Annotated in this window: 15 protein-coding genes; 9 read left to right on the top strand and 6 right to left on the bottom strand. The window is 71.8% G+C overall.

Features of this window, described 5'->3' with window-relative positions:
- Positions 1–403: 403 nt before the first annotated feature.
- Complete coding sequence (locus tag ACIBCJ_RS31890; RefSeq protein ID WP_362103319.1) at positions 404–1,435, bottom strand: LacI family DNA-binding transcriptional regulator; 1,032 nt, start codon at positions 1,433–1,435, stop codon at positions 404–406.
- Between the two features lie 357 nt (positions 1,436–1,792).
- Positions 1,793–3,442, bottom strand: coding sequence for a TlrC/CarA/OleB/SrmB family ABC-F type ribosomal protection protein (locus ACIBCJ_RS31885; protein ID WP_365981253.1), 1,650 nt, complete (start codon positions 3,440–3,442; stop codon positions 1,793–1,795).
- Between the two features lie 386 nt (positions 3,443–3,828).
- Here ACIBCJ_RS31885 and ACIBCJ_RS31880 point away from each other — a divergent pair, with 386 nt between their 5' ends.
- Positions 3,829–4,272 (top strand): VOC family protein, encoded by a 444-nt coding sequence (locus ACIBCJ_RS31880; protein ID WP_362103317.1) that lies wholly within the window; start codon positions 3,829–3,831, stop codon positions 4,270–4,272.
- A 62-nt stretch (positions 4,273–4,334) separates the two neighbouring features.
- Here the strand turns inward: ACIBCJ_RS31880 and ACIBCJ_RS31875 are convergent, their stop codons facing one another.
- Entirely contained in the window at positions 4,335–5,846 is a 1,512-nt protein-coding gene (locus ACIBCJ_RS31875; protein WP_365981254.1) for a carotenoid oxygenase family protein, read from the bottom strand.
- Between the two features lie 407 nt (positions 5,847–6,253).
- On the bottom strand, positions 6,254–6,730 hold the full coding sequence (locus tag ACIBCJ_RS31870) for a MarR family transcriptional regulator (protein ID WP_362103315.1): 477 nt from the start codon (positions 6,728–6,730) through the stop codon (positions 6,254–6,256).
- A 173-nt stretch (positions 6,731–6,903) separates the two neighbouring features.
- On the opposite strand from ACIBCJ_RS31870, the gene ACIBCJ_RS31865 reads away from it, so the two are divergent.
- The 4 genes from ACIBCJ_RS31865 to ACIBCJ_RS31850 all read left to right on the top strand — a co-directional run bounded on the left by ACIBCJ_RS31865 (position 6,904) and on the right by ACIBCJ_RS31850 (position 11,425).
- Complete coding sequence (locus ACIBCJ_RS31865) at positions 6,904–8,064, top strand: PP2C family protein-serine/threonine phosphatase (RefSeq protein ID WP_362103314.1); 1,161 nt, start codon at positions 6,904–6,906, stop codon at positions 8,062–8,064.
- A gap of 242 nt (positions 8,065–8,306) precedes the next feature.
- Complete coding sequence (locus tag ACIBCJ_RS31860) at positions 8,307–9,926, top strand: PP2C family protein-serine/threonine phosphatase (protein ID WP_362103313.1); 1,620 nt, start codon at positions 8,307–8,309, stop codon at positions 9,924–9,926.
- Positions 9,923–11,029, top strand: coding sequence for a cobalamin-dependent protein (locus tag ACIBCJ_RS31855; protein ID WP_362512435.1), 1,107 nt, complete (start codon positions 9,923–9,925; stop codon positions 11,027–11,029). Before ACIBCJ_RS31860 ends, ACIBCJ_RS31855 begins: the two co-directional genes overlap by 4 nt.
- A 90-nt stretch (positions 11,030–11,119) precedes the next feature.
- A complete protein-coding gene (locus ACIBCJ_RS31850; protein ID WP_365981255.1) occupies positions 11,120–11,425 on the top strand; it encodes an STAS domain-containing protein in 306 nt (101 codons plus the stop codon).
- A 92-nt stretch (positions 11,426–11,517) separates the two neighbouring features.
- Here the strand turns inward: ACIBCJ_RS31850 and ACIBCJ_RS31845 are convergent, their stop codons facing one another.
- Positions 11,518–11,760: a DUF5133 domain-containing protein gene (locus ACIBCJ_RS31845; RefSeq protein WP_133889678.1), complete on the bottom strand. Its 243-nt coding sequence runs from the start codon at positions 11,758–11,760 to the stop codon at positions 11,518–11,520.
- 179 nt (positions 11,761–11,939) lie between these two features.
- Complete coding sequence (locus tag ACIBCJ_RS31840; protein WP_362103310.1) at positions 11,940–12,323, bottom strand: STAS domain-containing protein; 384 nt, start codon at positions 12,321–12,323, stop codon at positions 11,940–11,942.
- A gap of 99 nt (positions 12,324–12,422) precedes the next feature.
- Between ACIBCJ_RS31840 and ACIBCJ_RS31835 the strand changes: the two genes are divergently transcribed.
- The 4 genes from ACIBCJ_RS31835 to ACIBCJ_RS31820 all read left to right on the top strand — a co-directional run bounded on the left by ACIBCJ_RS31835 (position 12,423) and on the right by ACIBCJ_RS31820 (position 14,141).
- Positions 12,423–12,794, top strand: coding sequence for a helix-turn-helix domain-containing protein (locus ACIBCJ_RS31835; RefSeq protein ID WP_362512429.1), 372 nt, complete (start codon positions 12,423–12,425; stop codon positions 12,792–12,794).
- Between the two features lie 94 nt (positions 12,795–12,888).
- On the top strand, positions 12,889–13,446 hold the full coding sequence (locus ACIBCJ_RS31830) for a DUF6328 family protein (RefSeq protein WP_362512426.1): 558 nt from the start codon (positions 12,889–12,891) through the stop codon (positions 13,444–13,446).
- Between the two features lie 56 nt (positions 13,447–13,502).
- The gene (locus ACIBCJ_RS31825) at positions 13,503–13,700 is read left to right on the top strand and encodes a hypothetical protein (protein ID WP_362103307.1); all 198 of its coding nucleotides are present in this window, start codon (positions 13,503–13,505) and stop codon (positions 13,698–13,700) included.
- A 75-nt stretch (positions 13,701–13,775) separates the two neighbouring features.
- A complete protein-coding gene (locus ACIBCJ_RS31820; protein ID WP_362103306.1) occupies positions 13,776–14,141 on the top strand; it encodes a helix-turn-helix domain-containing protein in 366 nt (121 codons plus the stop codon).
- Positions 14,142–14,152: the final 11 nt, after the last annotated feature.

Raw genomic sequence — 14,152 nt, 5'->3', positions numbered from 1 at the left:
GAACGACGAGCAGAACCGGCCGACCCCCTGGGCGCCGGCCCTGTGTCCGGTGCGCCGCAAGAGGGTTTTACATCGTTGCAAGGGACCTGTAAACCCCCTGCGCAGGAGACGCGGGCGGGCCACGGGACCGGCGGACGCACGCGGCGGACCGGGTGACCACAGCCCGGCGGGCGAGGGGGCGGGCCCGGTACCGGCGTCGGTCCGGCCGTCCGACGGAGAGTTCCCGGCGGCGGCGCCGGGTCTCGCGGCGACCGCGACGGCACTCACCTCTTGACTCGTCACCGGGGGGCGTGAAAACTGGTGCGCGTCAGCGGCTGACAACGCTGTCACACCGCCTTCGGCGGGCGCGCTCCCCCGCCCGGACGCCGCTGTCCCCTTCCTCCCCGGGAGGGCGGTCCCGCCGTCAGCCGCTCGGTGTCTCCTCGGCGGCGCGGCGCCCCACCGTGCTCTCCCGCTCGACCAGTCGATAGCCGGCCCAGACGCGCCGGGGTTCCGGAGCGGCGCCCCCGAGCCGGGCGAGGACCGACTCCACCGCGAGCCGGCCGATGGCCGCCTTGTCCGGCGAGACGGACGTGAGGGACACGGCTCCGAACCGCCCCTCGACGACGTCGTCGAACCCCACCACCGCGATGTCCTCGGGCACCCGCAGTCCCCGCGCGTGCAGCACCCGCATCGCGCCGATCGCCATGGGGTCGTTGAAGGCGAAGACCGCGTCGGGACGCCTCCCCTCGTCGAGGAGGCGGGTCATGGCCGCCGCACCGTCCGCGTGCCCCCAGCCGTCCGTGGCCGCGATGAGCCCCTCGTCGACGGGCAGCCCGGCCGCGGCCAGCTCCTCGCGCCAGCCGCGCACCCGCAGTTGGGCCGGCTGGTTGCTCCCGCGACGGGCGCCGATGAAGGCCACCTCCCGGCGGCCGAGGGCGACCAGGTGCGCGACGGCCTCGCGGGCGGCGGCGACGTTGTCGATGGCGATGTGGTCGTAGGGCAGGTCGTAGTCCCGCTCGCCCAGCAGTACGAGCGGCACGTTCCCGGCGCGATCGCGCAGGTCCTCGGTCTCCAGCTCGATGGGGCTGAGGATCAGCCCGTCGATGACCCGCGCCCGGAAGCCCTGGCTCACCAGCAGCTCCTGCTCACGACGCCCGCCGGTGTGGTCGAGCAGCACGGTGTAGTCGTGCTGGGCCGCCGTGTCGATGACCGCCGCGGCCAGTTCCGCGAAGTAGGGGTTGCCCAGCTCGGGCAGGGCGAGCGCGATGATGCCCGTGCGTCCCGCCCGCAGGTGCCGGGCCGTGAGATTGGGCCGGTAACCGAGTTCGTCGATGGAACGCTGCACGCGCTCCCGCATGGCGGGAGCGACGTGCTGGTAGTTGTTCACCACGTTGGAGACGGTCTTGATCGAGACCCCCGCGTGCGCGGCGACGTCCTTGAGGCTGACCCGCACGGCGTTCCCTTCCCTGAGCGGCCCGACTCGGGTGGTCGGTGCGGGTCCGGTGTCGTCACCCTGAGCCGTGCGCCGAGCCCGTGCGCTGATTTTGCAACGTTATACATCCGTTGCCGCCGCACTGACAAGGCAGGCTCGGCCGTACGCCTTCCCGCCGCACCGGCGTTCGCCCGACCGAACGGAAGTCCGGATACGAAGCGGACCCGGCCCGGTCCGGCTCGCCCACACCGGCGCGGCCGACGGCCGTGTCCTCGCGAGCGACACGGTCGACGACGGAGCGACCGCCGCCCGCCGCCCAACGACGACGGGCGGCGGTCGGCGGTAGGCGGTCGGCGGTCGGCACGGACCCGGCGGGCTTCACCCCGCCGGGACGTCCGCCGCCCCCGGCAGCCGCAGACGCTCACCCTGGAAGCGTCCGCGCAGGGCACGGTCGTGTGTGACCAGCACGATCGCCCCCGGGAACCCGGTCAGCGCCTCCTCCAGTTCCTCGACCAGGGCCGGGGACAGGTGGTTCGTCGGCTCGTCCAGCAGCAGGAGGTCGGCGGGCTCCGAGACCAGCCGGGCCAGGTCCACGCGGCGGCGCTGGCCGTACGACAACTCGCCCATGCGCAAGCGCAGTTCCGCCGCACGGAAGAGGCCGAGGGCGAGCAGGGCGTCGGCGTGTTCGTCGGCGGTGCCCGGGCGGCCCAGCCCGAACGCCTCGACCACCCTCAGGCGGGCCGGCCACGGCGTCTCGCCCTGGCGCAGATGACCGACCCGGCCGGGAACCCGCACCGTGCCCTCGTCCGGCCGCAGTTCGCCGGCGAGCACTTTCAACAGCGTCGTCTTGCCTGCGCCGTTGGGGCCGGTGACGAGAAGCCGGCCGCGACTGCCGAGGACGAGGGACCCCAGGTGCAGACGGTCACCCACACGCACGTCGGCCAGTCGTACCGCGGCCGGCTCCGCGGCAGGGGCCTCGACGCCTGCCGCCGTCTCCCCCGCCGCCCTCGCGTACGCCGTGAAGGCCAGCGGGTCCGGCGGCGGCGCCACCGGGTTCTCGTTCAGCCGCTCGACCCGCTCGCGGGCGTTGCGGACGCGGGCCATCGCCCCGTGCGCCCGGCCTCGGGCCCGGAAGCCGCCGTGACCGAAGTTGGCCAGCGCGGCCTTGCGCGGGATGGCTCCGAGGCGGGCGGCGTGGCCGGTGGCCAGCCGTTCGTTGCGGGCCAGTTCGGACCGCCAGTCCGCGTACTCCTGGAGCCGACGGCGGCGCTCGGCAGCCTTCGCCGTGCGGTAGCCGGTGTAGCCGTCGCCGTAGCGGGTGACCCTTCCCGCCTCGGCCTCCAGGACCGTGGTGGTCAAGCGCTCCAGGAAGACCCGGTCGTGGGTGACCGCGAGCACCGTGCCGCGGTGCGCCCGCAGTTGCGCCTCCAGCCATTCCACGGCCCGGTCGTCCAGGTCGTTCGTCGGCTCGTCCAGGAGCAGGACCTCCGGGCGGCCGGCGAGGACCCCGGCCAGGGCGAGACGGGAGCGCTCGCCCCCGGACAGGGTGCCGAGCCGACGCTCCCGGCCGAGCGCCGGCAGCCCGAGGTGGTGCAGCGCGATGTCCACCCGGTGATCGGCGTCGTAGCCGCCCCGGGCCTCGTAGCGTCCGAGGAGCACGGCGTACGCCGACAGCGCCGCCGGATCGTCGCCGGCACCGAGTGCCCGCTCGGCCCGGCGCAGCTCCGCCTCCAGGGCGCGCAGGTCAGCGAGGGACAGGTCGACCGCGTCCTGGACGGTGGCGGTCGGGGGCAGCGGGATGCTCTGCGGGAGGTGGCCGATCCCGCCGGCGGCGGTCACGGTCACCTCACCGCTGTCCGGGCGCTCCTGCCCGGCGAGGATCCTGAGCAGGGTGGACTTGCCCGCGCCGTTGTCGCCGATCAGCCCGGCCTTCTCGCCCGGCTTGAGGGTGAGGGAGACCTGGTCCAGGACGGTGCGGCCGGGGTAGCGCTTGGTGACGTGACAGAGGGTGAGTTGTGCGGTGTGCAAGGTCGGTTCCCTCCTGGCCGCACGGGATTCCGGGGCCGGATTCGGGGTGAGTGGCTGCACGACGGGGCGAGGCGACGGCGGAGCGGTGCTCTACGCCGTCGGCGCCGGTGATGTCACAGGGAACCCATGCGAAGGACAGTACGCCATGACGGGCGACATGGCAATACGATACGTCTCGCCTCGCTGCATCTCCTCGCTGAATTCCTTCGCTGAATCTCCTCGCTGGGCCTTCGCGCAGGACTTCCACGCAGGACGACCGAGGGCACGTCCGTTCGATGCTGCGTCGGCACGACTGCGGCACGCCGGGGCCGGTGTCCTCGCGCGAGGCCGACGAGCGAGTCCGGCGCACGCTACGGTGACCGCGCCACTCGAAGGAGGCTCCCCACATGACCGTCCAGCGGTTGGACAATGTCCTCATCGTCGTCGACGACCTCGACTCCGTCATCGCGTTCTTCGTCGAGCTGGGCCTGGAGCTGGAGGGCAGCGGACCGCTCGAATGGCCCGGGGCGGAGCGGGTCATCGGCCTCCGTGACGTCCGGCAGGACGTGGCCATGCTGCGGGTCCCGGGCGGCCGGGGCCGGGTGGAGCTGGCGAAGTTCCACCGTCCGGAGGCCGTCGTTCCCGAACCGCACGACGCACCGGCGAACACCCTCGGTCTTCGTCGCGTCATGTTCGCCGTCGACGACGTCGATGACGTCGTGGCCCGGCTGCGGGACAGCGGCGGGGCCGAACTCGTCGGTGAGATCGTGCAGTACGAGAACGTCTACCGGCTCTGTTACGTCCGCGGTCCCGAGAACATCGTCGTCGGACTCGCCGAGCAGCTCGGCTGAAGGCCGGCCGTCGCGGCGGGCGCTCGCGCGACGACCGGCCGGGTTCCCGGCGGCGGAAGGCCTCAGGCGTCCGGGATCCAGCTGCCGTGGAATCCCAGCGGAACACGTCCGGGCAGCTGGACGCGGGCCAGTGGGTGACCCGTGAAGTCCTGCGCGGAGAGGATCACCAGGTCGGTCGCTCCCCGGTCGGGGTCGTTCACGTACGACAGCACGTAGCCGTCGTCCTCGTCCCGCGCACCGCGCCGCGGGACGAACACCGGCTCGCTGGCCGCGGCACCCCGGGGGAAGCGGTGGACGTGCCTGCTGCCCCGCGCCATGTCGTGCTTCACCAGGCAGTTGGTGAACTTGTCGTCCGGACACGCCCCGTCGACGGCCTCGTACGCGCGCCACATCTCGGCCGCGCTCGCGGTGTAGGCGTAGCGGTGGCGGCGCGATACCAGGGCTTCGTTGATGCGGGGGAACTCCTGCGGCCGGTCGTCCAGCCGCGCGGCGCGGACCCGGTCCGCGCGCAGGTCGATCGTCCATCGGTCGAGCGTCGGGGAGCCGGTGGCGGAGGGCCCGCCCATGCCGCGCCCGGCCGCGTGGAAGGGGGCGGGGAAACCGGTGTACTCCACCACGACCGTGTCGCCCTGGTCGTAGGCGTTGAGGGTGTGCGAGTAGTACACCGGGTCGATCTCGAACCAGCGCGTGGTGCCGCCGGCGCGCGGCAGCAGCCCGATGCGCATGGGGTGCCGGTCGTTCCACACGTACGGCACGATCGCGCCGGACTCGGCGGCGGCACCGTCGAAGGTGACGGGGACGTCCACGATGACCACGTACTTCTCGGTGAGGGCGAAGTCGTGCATCATCGGCGCGTCCGCGACGGGGATCCGCCGCGCGGCCCTGGCCCGGCCGGTGCGGTCGATCACGATGTGCCGCACGTGGTCCCAGGTGGGGTAGTACGCGATCGCGTGCAGTTCGTCGGCCGCGGCGTCGTACTTGGTGTGTGCCGTGAAGGCGCCCTCGAGCGTGGCACGGAAGTCGTAGGGGCGTACGGTGCCCAGTTCGCCGTCCAGCTCGTACGGCAGTGGCCCGCCTTCCTGCATCGCCAGGATGCGTCCCTTGTACGGGATCACGTGCGTGTTGCACGCGAAGTCGTCCGGCGGTGCCTGCCCCGAACCGGTCTCACCCAGCTTCGCCCTCACCTGCGACGACCGCACCCAGCGGTTGCGGTACCACTCCGCGCGTCCGCCGCGCAGCCGGACTCCGTGCACCATCCCGTCGCCGATCATCCAGTGGTGGGCGCGGACGTCCTCAAGGCCCAGCGCGTTCGGGCCGTTGCGCAGGTACCGGCCGTCCAGGTCGCGCGGGACACGGCCGACGACGTTCAGGCCGAAGGCGGTCAGCTCCTCGGTGACCGGCGCGAACGCCCCTTCGAGGAACGGGGTCTGCCCGGTCTCGACGCACTTCGGCGCCACGGGGTTCGCCTGCGCCGCGGCCGTGAAGAAGCCGGACCCGAGCCCGCTCCCCACCGCACCGCCCGCTGCCGCGACCGCCGCGCCCTTGAGAACTCTCCGCCGCGTGTGACTGGCCATCGTGATCCCTCGTTCCGTTGTCGGTGCCCCGGGCTCCGGCCGGAGTCCGCGGTGACGGGATCAACCCTCCTCCGCGGTCGCCCGCGAGACAGGGGGTCCAGGCACCGGATCACCGGTGGTGCCGGCACCACCCGACTCGCCCACGGTGGTGCGCGCGACCGGGGGCGGCGTGCGCTATACGCACGTTTGGGTGTTCTGTACGAGATGAACGCCACGGTTCCGTTCGACGCGGGCAAGCGGGGTATGCGGTGCACAGGCAGCCGGGGGCGCCGCTCGCGAAGGAGCAGGGAACAAGGGGAGGGACCATGGGGAGGACGACGCCGCATGTCTCGGCGGAGGGGTCGACCGGGCCGAGCGCCGGGCGCCGCCACCGCGGTGCCGGGAACCGCGCCGCTCCGCTGCGGGGATCAGGCGGAGCGGGTGCCGGGGCCGGCGTCGTGGTGAAGCTGGCTCGCCGCGGTCTCGCAGAAGGCTTCAAGACCGGCCAGCAGGGCGGTCCGCTTGGCGGCGGGCATCTGGTCCAGCACCGCTCGCAGCTCCCGCTCCCTGCGCTCCCGCAGGTCGTCGAGGAAGGCACGCCCCCTCTTGCTGAGGTAGAGGCGCACTTCTCGCCGGCTGGTCGAGCTGACCGTGCGTTCGACGAAACCGGCAGCCTGCAGGCGGTCGCACAACCGGCTGGTCGACGGCGGCGTGGACGCGAGGGAACCGGCGAGCGTGCGCAGGTTGATCCCCTCGTGGTGCTCGAGGATGAACAGCACGCGCAGCTGGGAGACGGAGGCTGGCGCGGTCGAAGCCCGGCCCCAGACCACTTCCAGCAGCTCCGCGGCCGTGGAGGTCACGCGTGCGACCTCGTCGGGGCTGGGACGGGAAGCAGTCACGGTCACACTCTCGCAGACACTGGGACGCTCTCACCTTACTAGGCGGCGCCGCGGCAGGCGGATGACTCGGCTGACCGGCGACGACACACCCGGCGCGCCCGGCGCATCCGGCACACTCGGCTCACGCATATTCGACGAGGCCCCGCACGGGGCCCGGCAACAGATTGGTGTTCTTCCTCGTGAACAGATTCGTGGCCGCTGAACGCGCTCTGCGTACGGCGGCGCCCCATGAATTGCTCGACGCCGTCCGCGACGTGCTGACGGAGCAGTACGCGGCCCGCTCGGTCGAACTGTTCATGGCCGACTACGGCCTGACCGTGCTGCAACCGGTGTCCGTGCTGCCGCACACCACCGAACCGGTCCCCGTGCACGACAGCGCCGCGGGCCGCGCCTTCGCCACCCAGGAACCGCACGTCGAAGCGCTGCCCGACGGCCTGGTACGCCAGCATCTGCCGGTCACGGTGCGCGGCGACCGGCTCGGCGTGCTGTCGGTGACGCTGCTCGACGGCGAACAGGCCGAAGGGGCCCTGGCCGAACTGGCCGACGTCGCCCAGGTGCTCGCACACGAGGTCGTCGTGGCGGAGCGCGAGACCGACGTGTACATGCAGGCGCGGCGCCGGGACCGGTTGACGCTGGCCGCGGAGATGCAGTGGCAGCTGCTGCCCGGCCGCTCCTGCGTGCGGCCGGAGTACGAGCTGGGCGCCCAGCTGGAGCCCGCCTACGCGATCTTCGGCGACAACTTCGACTGGTCCGCCACAGCGGACCGCCTGATGCTGTATGTCACCAACGGCATGGGTGAGGGCACAGAAGCCTCACTGCTGACCAATCTGGCCATCAGCGCGCTGCGCAACGCCCGCCGGGCCGGCCTCTCCCTGGCCGACCAGGCCGCCCTCGCTGACCAGGCCGTGTACGCGCACTACCGCGGCCGCTCCTACCTGTCGGTGCTGATGCTGGACTTCGAGCTGGCCACCGGGCGCGTGTCCGTGGTGGACGCCGGCTCACCGCGGTTGCTGCGGCTGCGCGACGGTGTCGTCGAGCGCGTCGAGCTGGAGGCGCAACTGCCGCTGGGGATGTTCGAGGAGACCGACTACGTGCACCAGGAGATGCGGGCCGAGCGCGGTGACCGGCTCGTCTTCGTCAGCGACGGCGTCTACGCGGTGGCCTCGCCCGAGGGGGAGGCGTACGGCGACGCCGCACTGAGCCGGGCCATCCAGGCCACCCGTATGCTTCCCGCCGCGGAGGTCCCGCGCGCCGTCCTGCGGGAACTGTCCGGCCACCGCGGCCCGTCGTCCTCGGTCGACGACGCCCTCGTGGTCTGCCTGGACTGGCTGGGACGCTGATCCGCGCCCGGCCCTTCCCGCGAAGTGTGGACGGATCGTGAAGGTCTGAGCGGATTGACCGTCGCGCGGGGAACCCGGAATCCCCAGGAAGTCCAGGGTTTTCCGCCCTCACCCGGCAGGGTGTGACGGATGTGGGTGACTGCGGTGGTTGCACGAAACCACCGCACTGCGGGACTGTTGTCGTTAGACATCTGTTTTCTTCGCTGAGTGAGGTGAGGGTCCACGCGTAGGGGCCCCGTTGCATGACTTCTACCCCCGCCCGCCCCCGCACCGGTGCTGCCAGCACGGTGAGCGCCGCCACCGCCCCGTACCCGGTGGTGGTCATAGGCGCGGACGGGCACGTAGTGGAACTCAATGCCGCGGCCTCCGGGCTCCTGCCTGCCGCCCGTTCCGGCCGGCGGCTGCGGTCCCCCGCCTGGCTCGCCGCCGCGAGCGGAGCCCCACTGGCCGGGTCCGTGCGGGGTCCGGTCGGCGATCGGTTCTTCTCCGCGCATCCGTCGGCGGCGTCCGGGGACCGGACCGCGTGGTGGCTGGTCGACGAGACGGAGCGCCAGTCGCTCCGCACGGAGCTGGAGGCGGAACGGGCGCGGACCCAGTTCCTCAACGAGGCGTCCACCGCGCTGCTGTCCTCACTGAACCTGGACCGCTGCATGGAGGTCACGGCGCGGCTGTCCACCCAGCACCTGGCGGACGCGGCGCTGGTCGTCTCCCCCACCACGACCGGCAAGCTGCCGCTGGTGGTCTGCGACCACCGGGGCGAGGTCTCCCGGCGCACGGTCATGGAGTCCCCGGACACGGTGCCCGGTCTCACCGAGGCCCTGCGCGGTTTCCCGCCGGTGCCCGCGCAGTGGATAGACCCCGGGTCCGCGCCCCGGTGGCTGGTCCCCGAGGGCTTCGGAGAGGTCGGCTCCCTGGCGGTCACCCCGCTGCCGGGCCATGGCGTGTCGGCGGGCGCGCTGGTGCTTCTGCGCCGTGGCAAGGAGGCCGCCTTCACCGACGGGGACGAGATGCTGGCCAGGCTTTTCGCCGCCCGGGCCGGCGCGGCCATGTCGGCCGCCCGACTCTACGCCGAGCAGAACATGATCTCCGACACCCTCATGCGGGAACTGCTGCCGCCCACCCTGCGGCAGCTGGAGGGGGTGGAATTCGCGGGCGGCTACCGGCCGAGCAAGGACACGGAACGCGTCGGCGGTGACTTCTACGACGTCCACCCGCCCGGCGAGGACCTTCCCGAGACCCTCGCCGTCCTCGGGGACGTGGCGGGCAAAGGCCTGGAAGCCGCCGTGCTCACGGGCAAGATCCGCAACACGCTGCAGGCCCTGCTCCCCATGGCCGACGACCACACGAGGATGCTGCGGCTGCTGAACAACGCGATGCGCACCAGCCACCACACCCGCTTCGCGACCCTCGTGCTGGCCTCGGTCCGCCGCGAGGAACGCGACGTGGCCCTCCGCCTCACCGCCGCGGGCCATCCCCCACCGCTCGTCCTGCGTGGCAACGGGACCGTGGAGGAGGTCGACACCCACGGAAGCCTGATCGGCGTGCTGCCCGCCATCAGCGCCCACACCGCGCACGTGCGGCTCGCGCCGGGCGACACGTGTCTGCTGTTCACCGACGGAGTCACCGAAGCCAGAGGCGGGCCGCTGGGCGACACCCTCTTCGGCGAACAGCGCCTCAAGAGCGCCGCGGCCGAATGCGTCGGCATGCCGGCCGAGGCCGTCGTCGAGCGGATCCAGATGGTCACCTCGCAGTGGCTCGGTGACGGACGTCACGACGACATCGCCGTCATGGCCATCACCGCTCCTCGCGGCTCCCATCTCAGTGCGGTGGACGGGACGACGCGGGGAAGGTACACGGCATGACCCTCCGCACCACCGACGTCGACGACCGAACCGGCGAGCACGGCGTCGACGCCCGCCGCAGCGCGCTCCCCTGCGACGCGCAGGCCGCACCCTGGGTGGACCGGCTCTGGTCCGCCGTGCTCGCCGGGGACACCTACGCGGCCCTCGACGTCGTCGACGACGCCCTCGGCGCGGGCCTGGAACCCGAGACGGTGCTGCTGGACGTCATCGGAGCCGTCCAGCGCAGGGTGGGCGTCGAATGGGCGGCCAACCGCCTGAGCGTGGCCGGCGAGCACGCCGCCACGGCCATCAACGACCGCGCGATAGCGGTCCTGCCCGTGCGCCGCACCGATGCACCGCACGGTCGGATCGTGATCGCCTGTGTGGACCAGGAGTGGCACGCGCTGCCGGCGCGCCTGGTGGCGGAGACCTTGCGACTGCGGGGGTGGCAGGTCGACTACCTCGGTGCGCAGGTGCCCACGGCGCACCTCATCGGTCACATCCACCGCACCGGCCCCGACGCGGTGTGCCTGTCCAGTTCCCTGGCCACCCGTCTCCCGCTGGCCCACAGCGCGATCACCGCCGTCCAGGCAGCCGGGGCGCCCGTCATGACCGGCGGTCTCGCCTTCGGTGCCGACGGCCGCTACGCCCGTCTGCTGGGCGCGGACGCCTGGGCACCCGATGCGCGGGCGGCCGCCGACAGGCTCGCCGCCGGCCCACTCCCCCGGCCGTCGCCGGCCCACCAGGTGATCGACGACCTGCCCCACCTGGGCGACCAGGAGTACACCATGGTCGCCCGCTCCTCCGCCCGCCTGGTACGCGACACCTTCCACGCCCTGCAGGAACGCTTCGCGTTCGTGCGGGACTACACCGACGAACAGCGCGAACGCACCGCCGAGGACCTGGCCCACATCGTCGACTTCCTGACCGCGTCCCTCTACGTCGACGCCCCCGAGATATTCACCGAGTTCATCGCCTGGACAGCCGACGTCCTCGCCGCCCGAGGAGTACCCGCACGCGCCCTCGTGCCCGGCCTCGACCTGCTGGAGGAGCAGCTGCGCGACTTCCCGCGCGCCCGTGACTTCATCGACGCCGGACGCAGCACCCTCACCGCCCGCCTCTGACCCGTGACCCTGGACATCACCGTGACTACAACTCCGGACTCGGAATCCGACGTTCCGTCGCCGACCTCCTGCCCGCCGCACACCGTACGCATGGCTCTCACCGGTGACTTGGACTACGACACCTGCGAGGACCTGCTCGACCGGGTGCGGTCGGCCCTGCGGGAGCACGAGGGCGCGGAGTACCTGCGCCTGGACTGCCGGGAGCTCGAAACGGTCGATTCCATGGGGCTGTCCACGCTTCTGCAGATCCACCGCACGGCCGTCCAGAACGGCATCGGCCTCCACCTGGACAACATCGGCCCGGCGCTCCGGCGGCTGCTCGAACTCACCGGCACCTACGAGCACCTGCACGCCGCACAGAAGCCGACTGCGGCGGCCGACACGCACCGTCGGTGAACGGGGGCCGGCGGGATCGGCGCGTGGGGAGCGGGAGCGTGGCGTGACCCCGCGGGGTGACGCCACCGAACTCCCCGTTCCCCACGCGCCGATCAGGCGGCCAGCGTCTCCTCGTCCTGGGAGACGCTCGTGCGGTCGGTGTACCGCTCGAGCAGGGCGTCCGCCGTGACCAGGGCGTCCTCGGCGGTGCGGGCTCCGGTGATCACACACAGCGTGTAGGTGGCGTCCTCGAGCGCCCTGCTGGTGTGGCCGGTGGGACACACGTCGTGTTCCATGCGCGCGTGGGCGAACCGGGCCAGCACCGCACGCAGTTCCTTCTCCGCCGGAAGGATCATCGTGTTACCTCTCCCCTGGTGAATCCCGCCTGCGCGGCGGCCTGCCGCCGCACCGCCAGGCGGTGACTGTCTCCGTCGATTCCGCGGCTCCCGCGACTCGGGCGGTACCGCGTCAAACAGAATCCCGAATGCCCCGTGCCGAAAGGTCTAATCCGACCTCCCGGTCACGACCGCGGGACTCAGCACGCAGCGGCCTCCTCCACCGTCTCCCGCACCTTGAGGAGCGTGTCGACCCCGGTGATGTCCAACAGGCGGCGCAACTGCTGCGTCGGCGCGGCCACTCGGAGGTCGACGGCTCGCTGGGTGAGGATCAGCAGGTTCAGGAGGGTCGAGTCGGCGAAGGTGATGCGGGAGGCATCCAGCACCACCTTCGAGTGCTCCCTCGCTGCCGCGTCCAGCGCTTCCGACAGCGGGGTGATCGAGTACAGGTCGTACGAGCCGCTCGCTCCGACGACACAGACGCCGCCCCACTCGTACTGCGCCACCGCAGCCTGGCCGAGGTCCTGTGTCCGGCCCGCGTCGGCAGCGTCCGTGCACCCAGTGACCGCCTCATGCAAAGACACTTCGGGTCCCTCCCGCGCTACACAGGTCCTGTCATCCGTTACACGAAAAGTATGTCATGTACCGGGGTTCACGCAAAGACGGTCAGTAGAATGCCGTGCATGGTTGAAGTGCCCGAAGCTCGCCCCGGATGGACGTTCGTCACCAATCACGCCCGCGTGCTGGCGGCCATCGCCGACAATCCGAACATCCGGATCCGCGACATCGCCGCCCACTGCCGGCTCACCGAGCGCGCCGTCCAGCGGATCATCTCCGACCTGGAACACGACGAATACCTCTCCCACACCCGCGACGGCCGCACCAACACCTACCGCGTCCAACCGGACAAGGTGCTGCGCCACCCCGCCGAAGCGGGCCTGACCGTGGCCTCGCTCCTCTCCCTGCTCGTACAGGACGAGACCCACCGCGGAGGGTCCACGAGCCGGCCGGCATGGAAGACCGGCACCGGTGGCAAGGCGACGGACGGGCGGTAGGTGCCGTTTTCCCGGCGCCGTCGTCGCCGCATCCGGCATGCGACCGGCCGCAACGGGCAGATGAACGGTCCGCGAAGGGAGGGGGAACACGAACATGACGACGGAGTCGATCGAGAAGCCGGAGGCAAGGGCCGAGGGGTGCTCCTGCGCGTGCGGAGGACACAGCGGTACGGCCGCGGACGAGGCACCGGAGACGCCGCGCGAGCGGGTCAACCGTCGCTGGAACGAGATCATGCAGGAGACGCGCGTCGCCCAGACAGGAGTCCAGATCCTCTTCGGATTCCTGCTCAGCGTCGCCTTCACTCCCCTCTTCCACGACCTGGACACCTTCGACCACGCCGTCTACGTCACCACCGTCGTCTCGGGCGCCACGGCCACGGCGTGCCTGATCGCCCCGGTCTCCATCCACCGCTTCCTCTCGGGGCAGCGGATGAAGGACGAGATGGTCGAGGTGGCGCACCGGTTGATGATGTGCGGGATGCTCCTGATGGCGGTGACCATCGGCTGCACCCTGCTCCTGATCCTGCACGTCGTGGTGCCGGGGCTCATGGCGAAACTGCTCGTCGGCGGCGTGATGGTCTGGTTCGCGCTGTCCTGGTACGCCCTGCCCCTGTGGCTTCGCCACCGGTCCACCCGCCGTGCGGCCCGTTGACAGGAACCGCGGCCCGCAGCACAACCACGAAGAAGCAGCGAAGTAAGGAAGAAGCAATGTCGCACCACCCTCAGGTTCACCGTGGAGAGCAGACCGACCGCTGGACGCCTCCCGCCAAGCCGCAGTGGCAGAACCTCTTCCTGGCCCCGGCCTGTGATCCCGAGGCCGGCGAGGACCTCGCGCACGACGAGGTACTGGCCCCCCGACGCCCGCGACAGCGCCGCGGTGGACGCGGCCGCATGCGGGCCGCCTGAGACGCGGAGCCGGTCCGCCCGACTTCGCGGAGGACCGGCTGTTTTCCCGCTGGGTGGATTAGTAGAATGCCGTGCATGGCAGAGGTACGTGAATCTCACTTCGGATGGACGTTCGTCACCAACCATGCCCGCGTCCTGGCGGCCATCGCCGACAATCCGAACATCCGGATCCGCGACATCGCCGCCCACTGCCGGCTCACCGAGCGCGCCGTCCAGCGGATCATCTCCGATCTGGAGCAGGACGGGTACCTCTCCCACACCCGCGACGGCCGCACCAACACCTACCGCATCCAGCCGGACAGGGTGCTCCGTCACCCCGCCGAAGCGGGCCTGACCGTGGCCTCGCTCCTGTCCTTGCTCGTCCAGGACGAGACCGACCGCGGACGGCCGTCGCACGGCGCCGCTCTGTCCCGCCACGCAGAGACGAGCGGCGCGCGCTAGAGGCAGCGCGG

The sequence above is a fragment of the Streptomyces sp. NPDC051136 genome (assembly GCF_044455745.1).
GTDB lineage: Bacteria > Actinomycetota > Actinomycetes > Streptomycetales > Streptomycetaceae > Streptomyces.
The sequence above is the reverse complement of the archived record's forward strand: the minus strand, read 5'-3'. Positions and strand labels throughout refer to the sequence as shown.

Coding starts and splice junctions, on each gene's coding strand:
- ACIBCJ_RS31880 (WP_362103317.1), top strand. CDS start 3,829: ATGACCGTCCAGCGGTTGGACAATGTCCTCATCGTCGTCGACGACCTC.
- ACIBCJ_RS31875 (WP_365981254.1), bottom strand. CDS start 5,846: ATGGCCAGTCACACGCGGCGGAGAGTTCTCAAGGGCGCGGCGGTCGCG.
- ACIBCJ_RS31860 (WP_362103313.1), top strand. CDS start 8,307: ATGACTTCTACCCCCGCCCGCCCCCGCACCGGTGCTGCCAGCACGGTG.
- ACIBCJ_RS31855 (WP_362512435.1), top strand. CDS start 9,923: ATGACCCTCCGCACCACCGACGTCGACGACCGAACCGGCGAGCACGGC.
- ACIBCJ_RS31850 (WP_365981255.1), top strand. CDS start 11,120: ATGGCTCTCACCGGTGACTTGGACTACGACACCTGCGAGGACCTGCTC.
- ACIBCJ_RS31845 (WP_133889678.1), bottom strand. CDS start 11,760: ATGATCCTTCCGGCGGAGAAGGAACTGCGTGCGGTGCTGGCCCGGTTC.
- ACIBCJ_RS31835 (WP_362512429.1), top strand. CDS start 12,423: ATGGTTGAAGTGCCCGAAGCTCGCCCCGGATGGACGTTCGTCACCAAT.
- ACIBCJ_RS31830 (WP_362512426.1), top strand. CDS start 12,889: ATGACGACGGAGTCGATCGAGAAGCCGGAGGCAAGGGCCGAGGGGTGC.
- ACIBCJ_RS31825 (WP_362103307.1), top strand. CDS start 13,503: ATGTCGCACCACCCTCAGGTTCACCGTGGAGAGCAGACCGACCGCTGG.
- ACIBCJ_RS31820 (WP_362103306.1), top strand. CDS start 13,776: ATGGCAGAGGTACGTGAATCTCACTTCGGATGGACGTTCGTCACCAAC.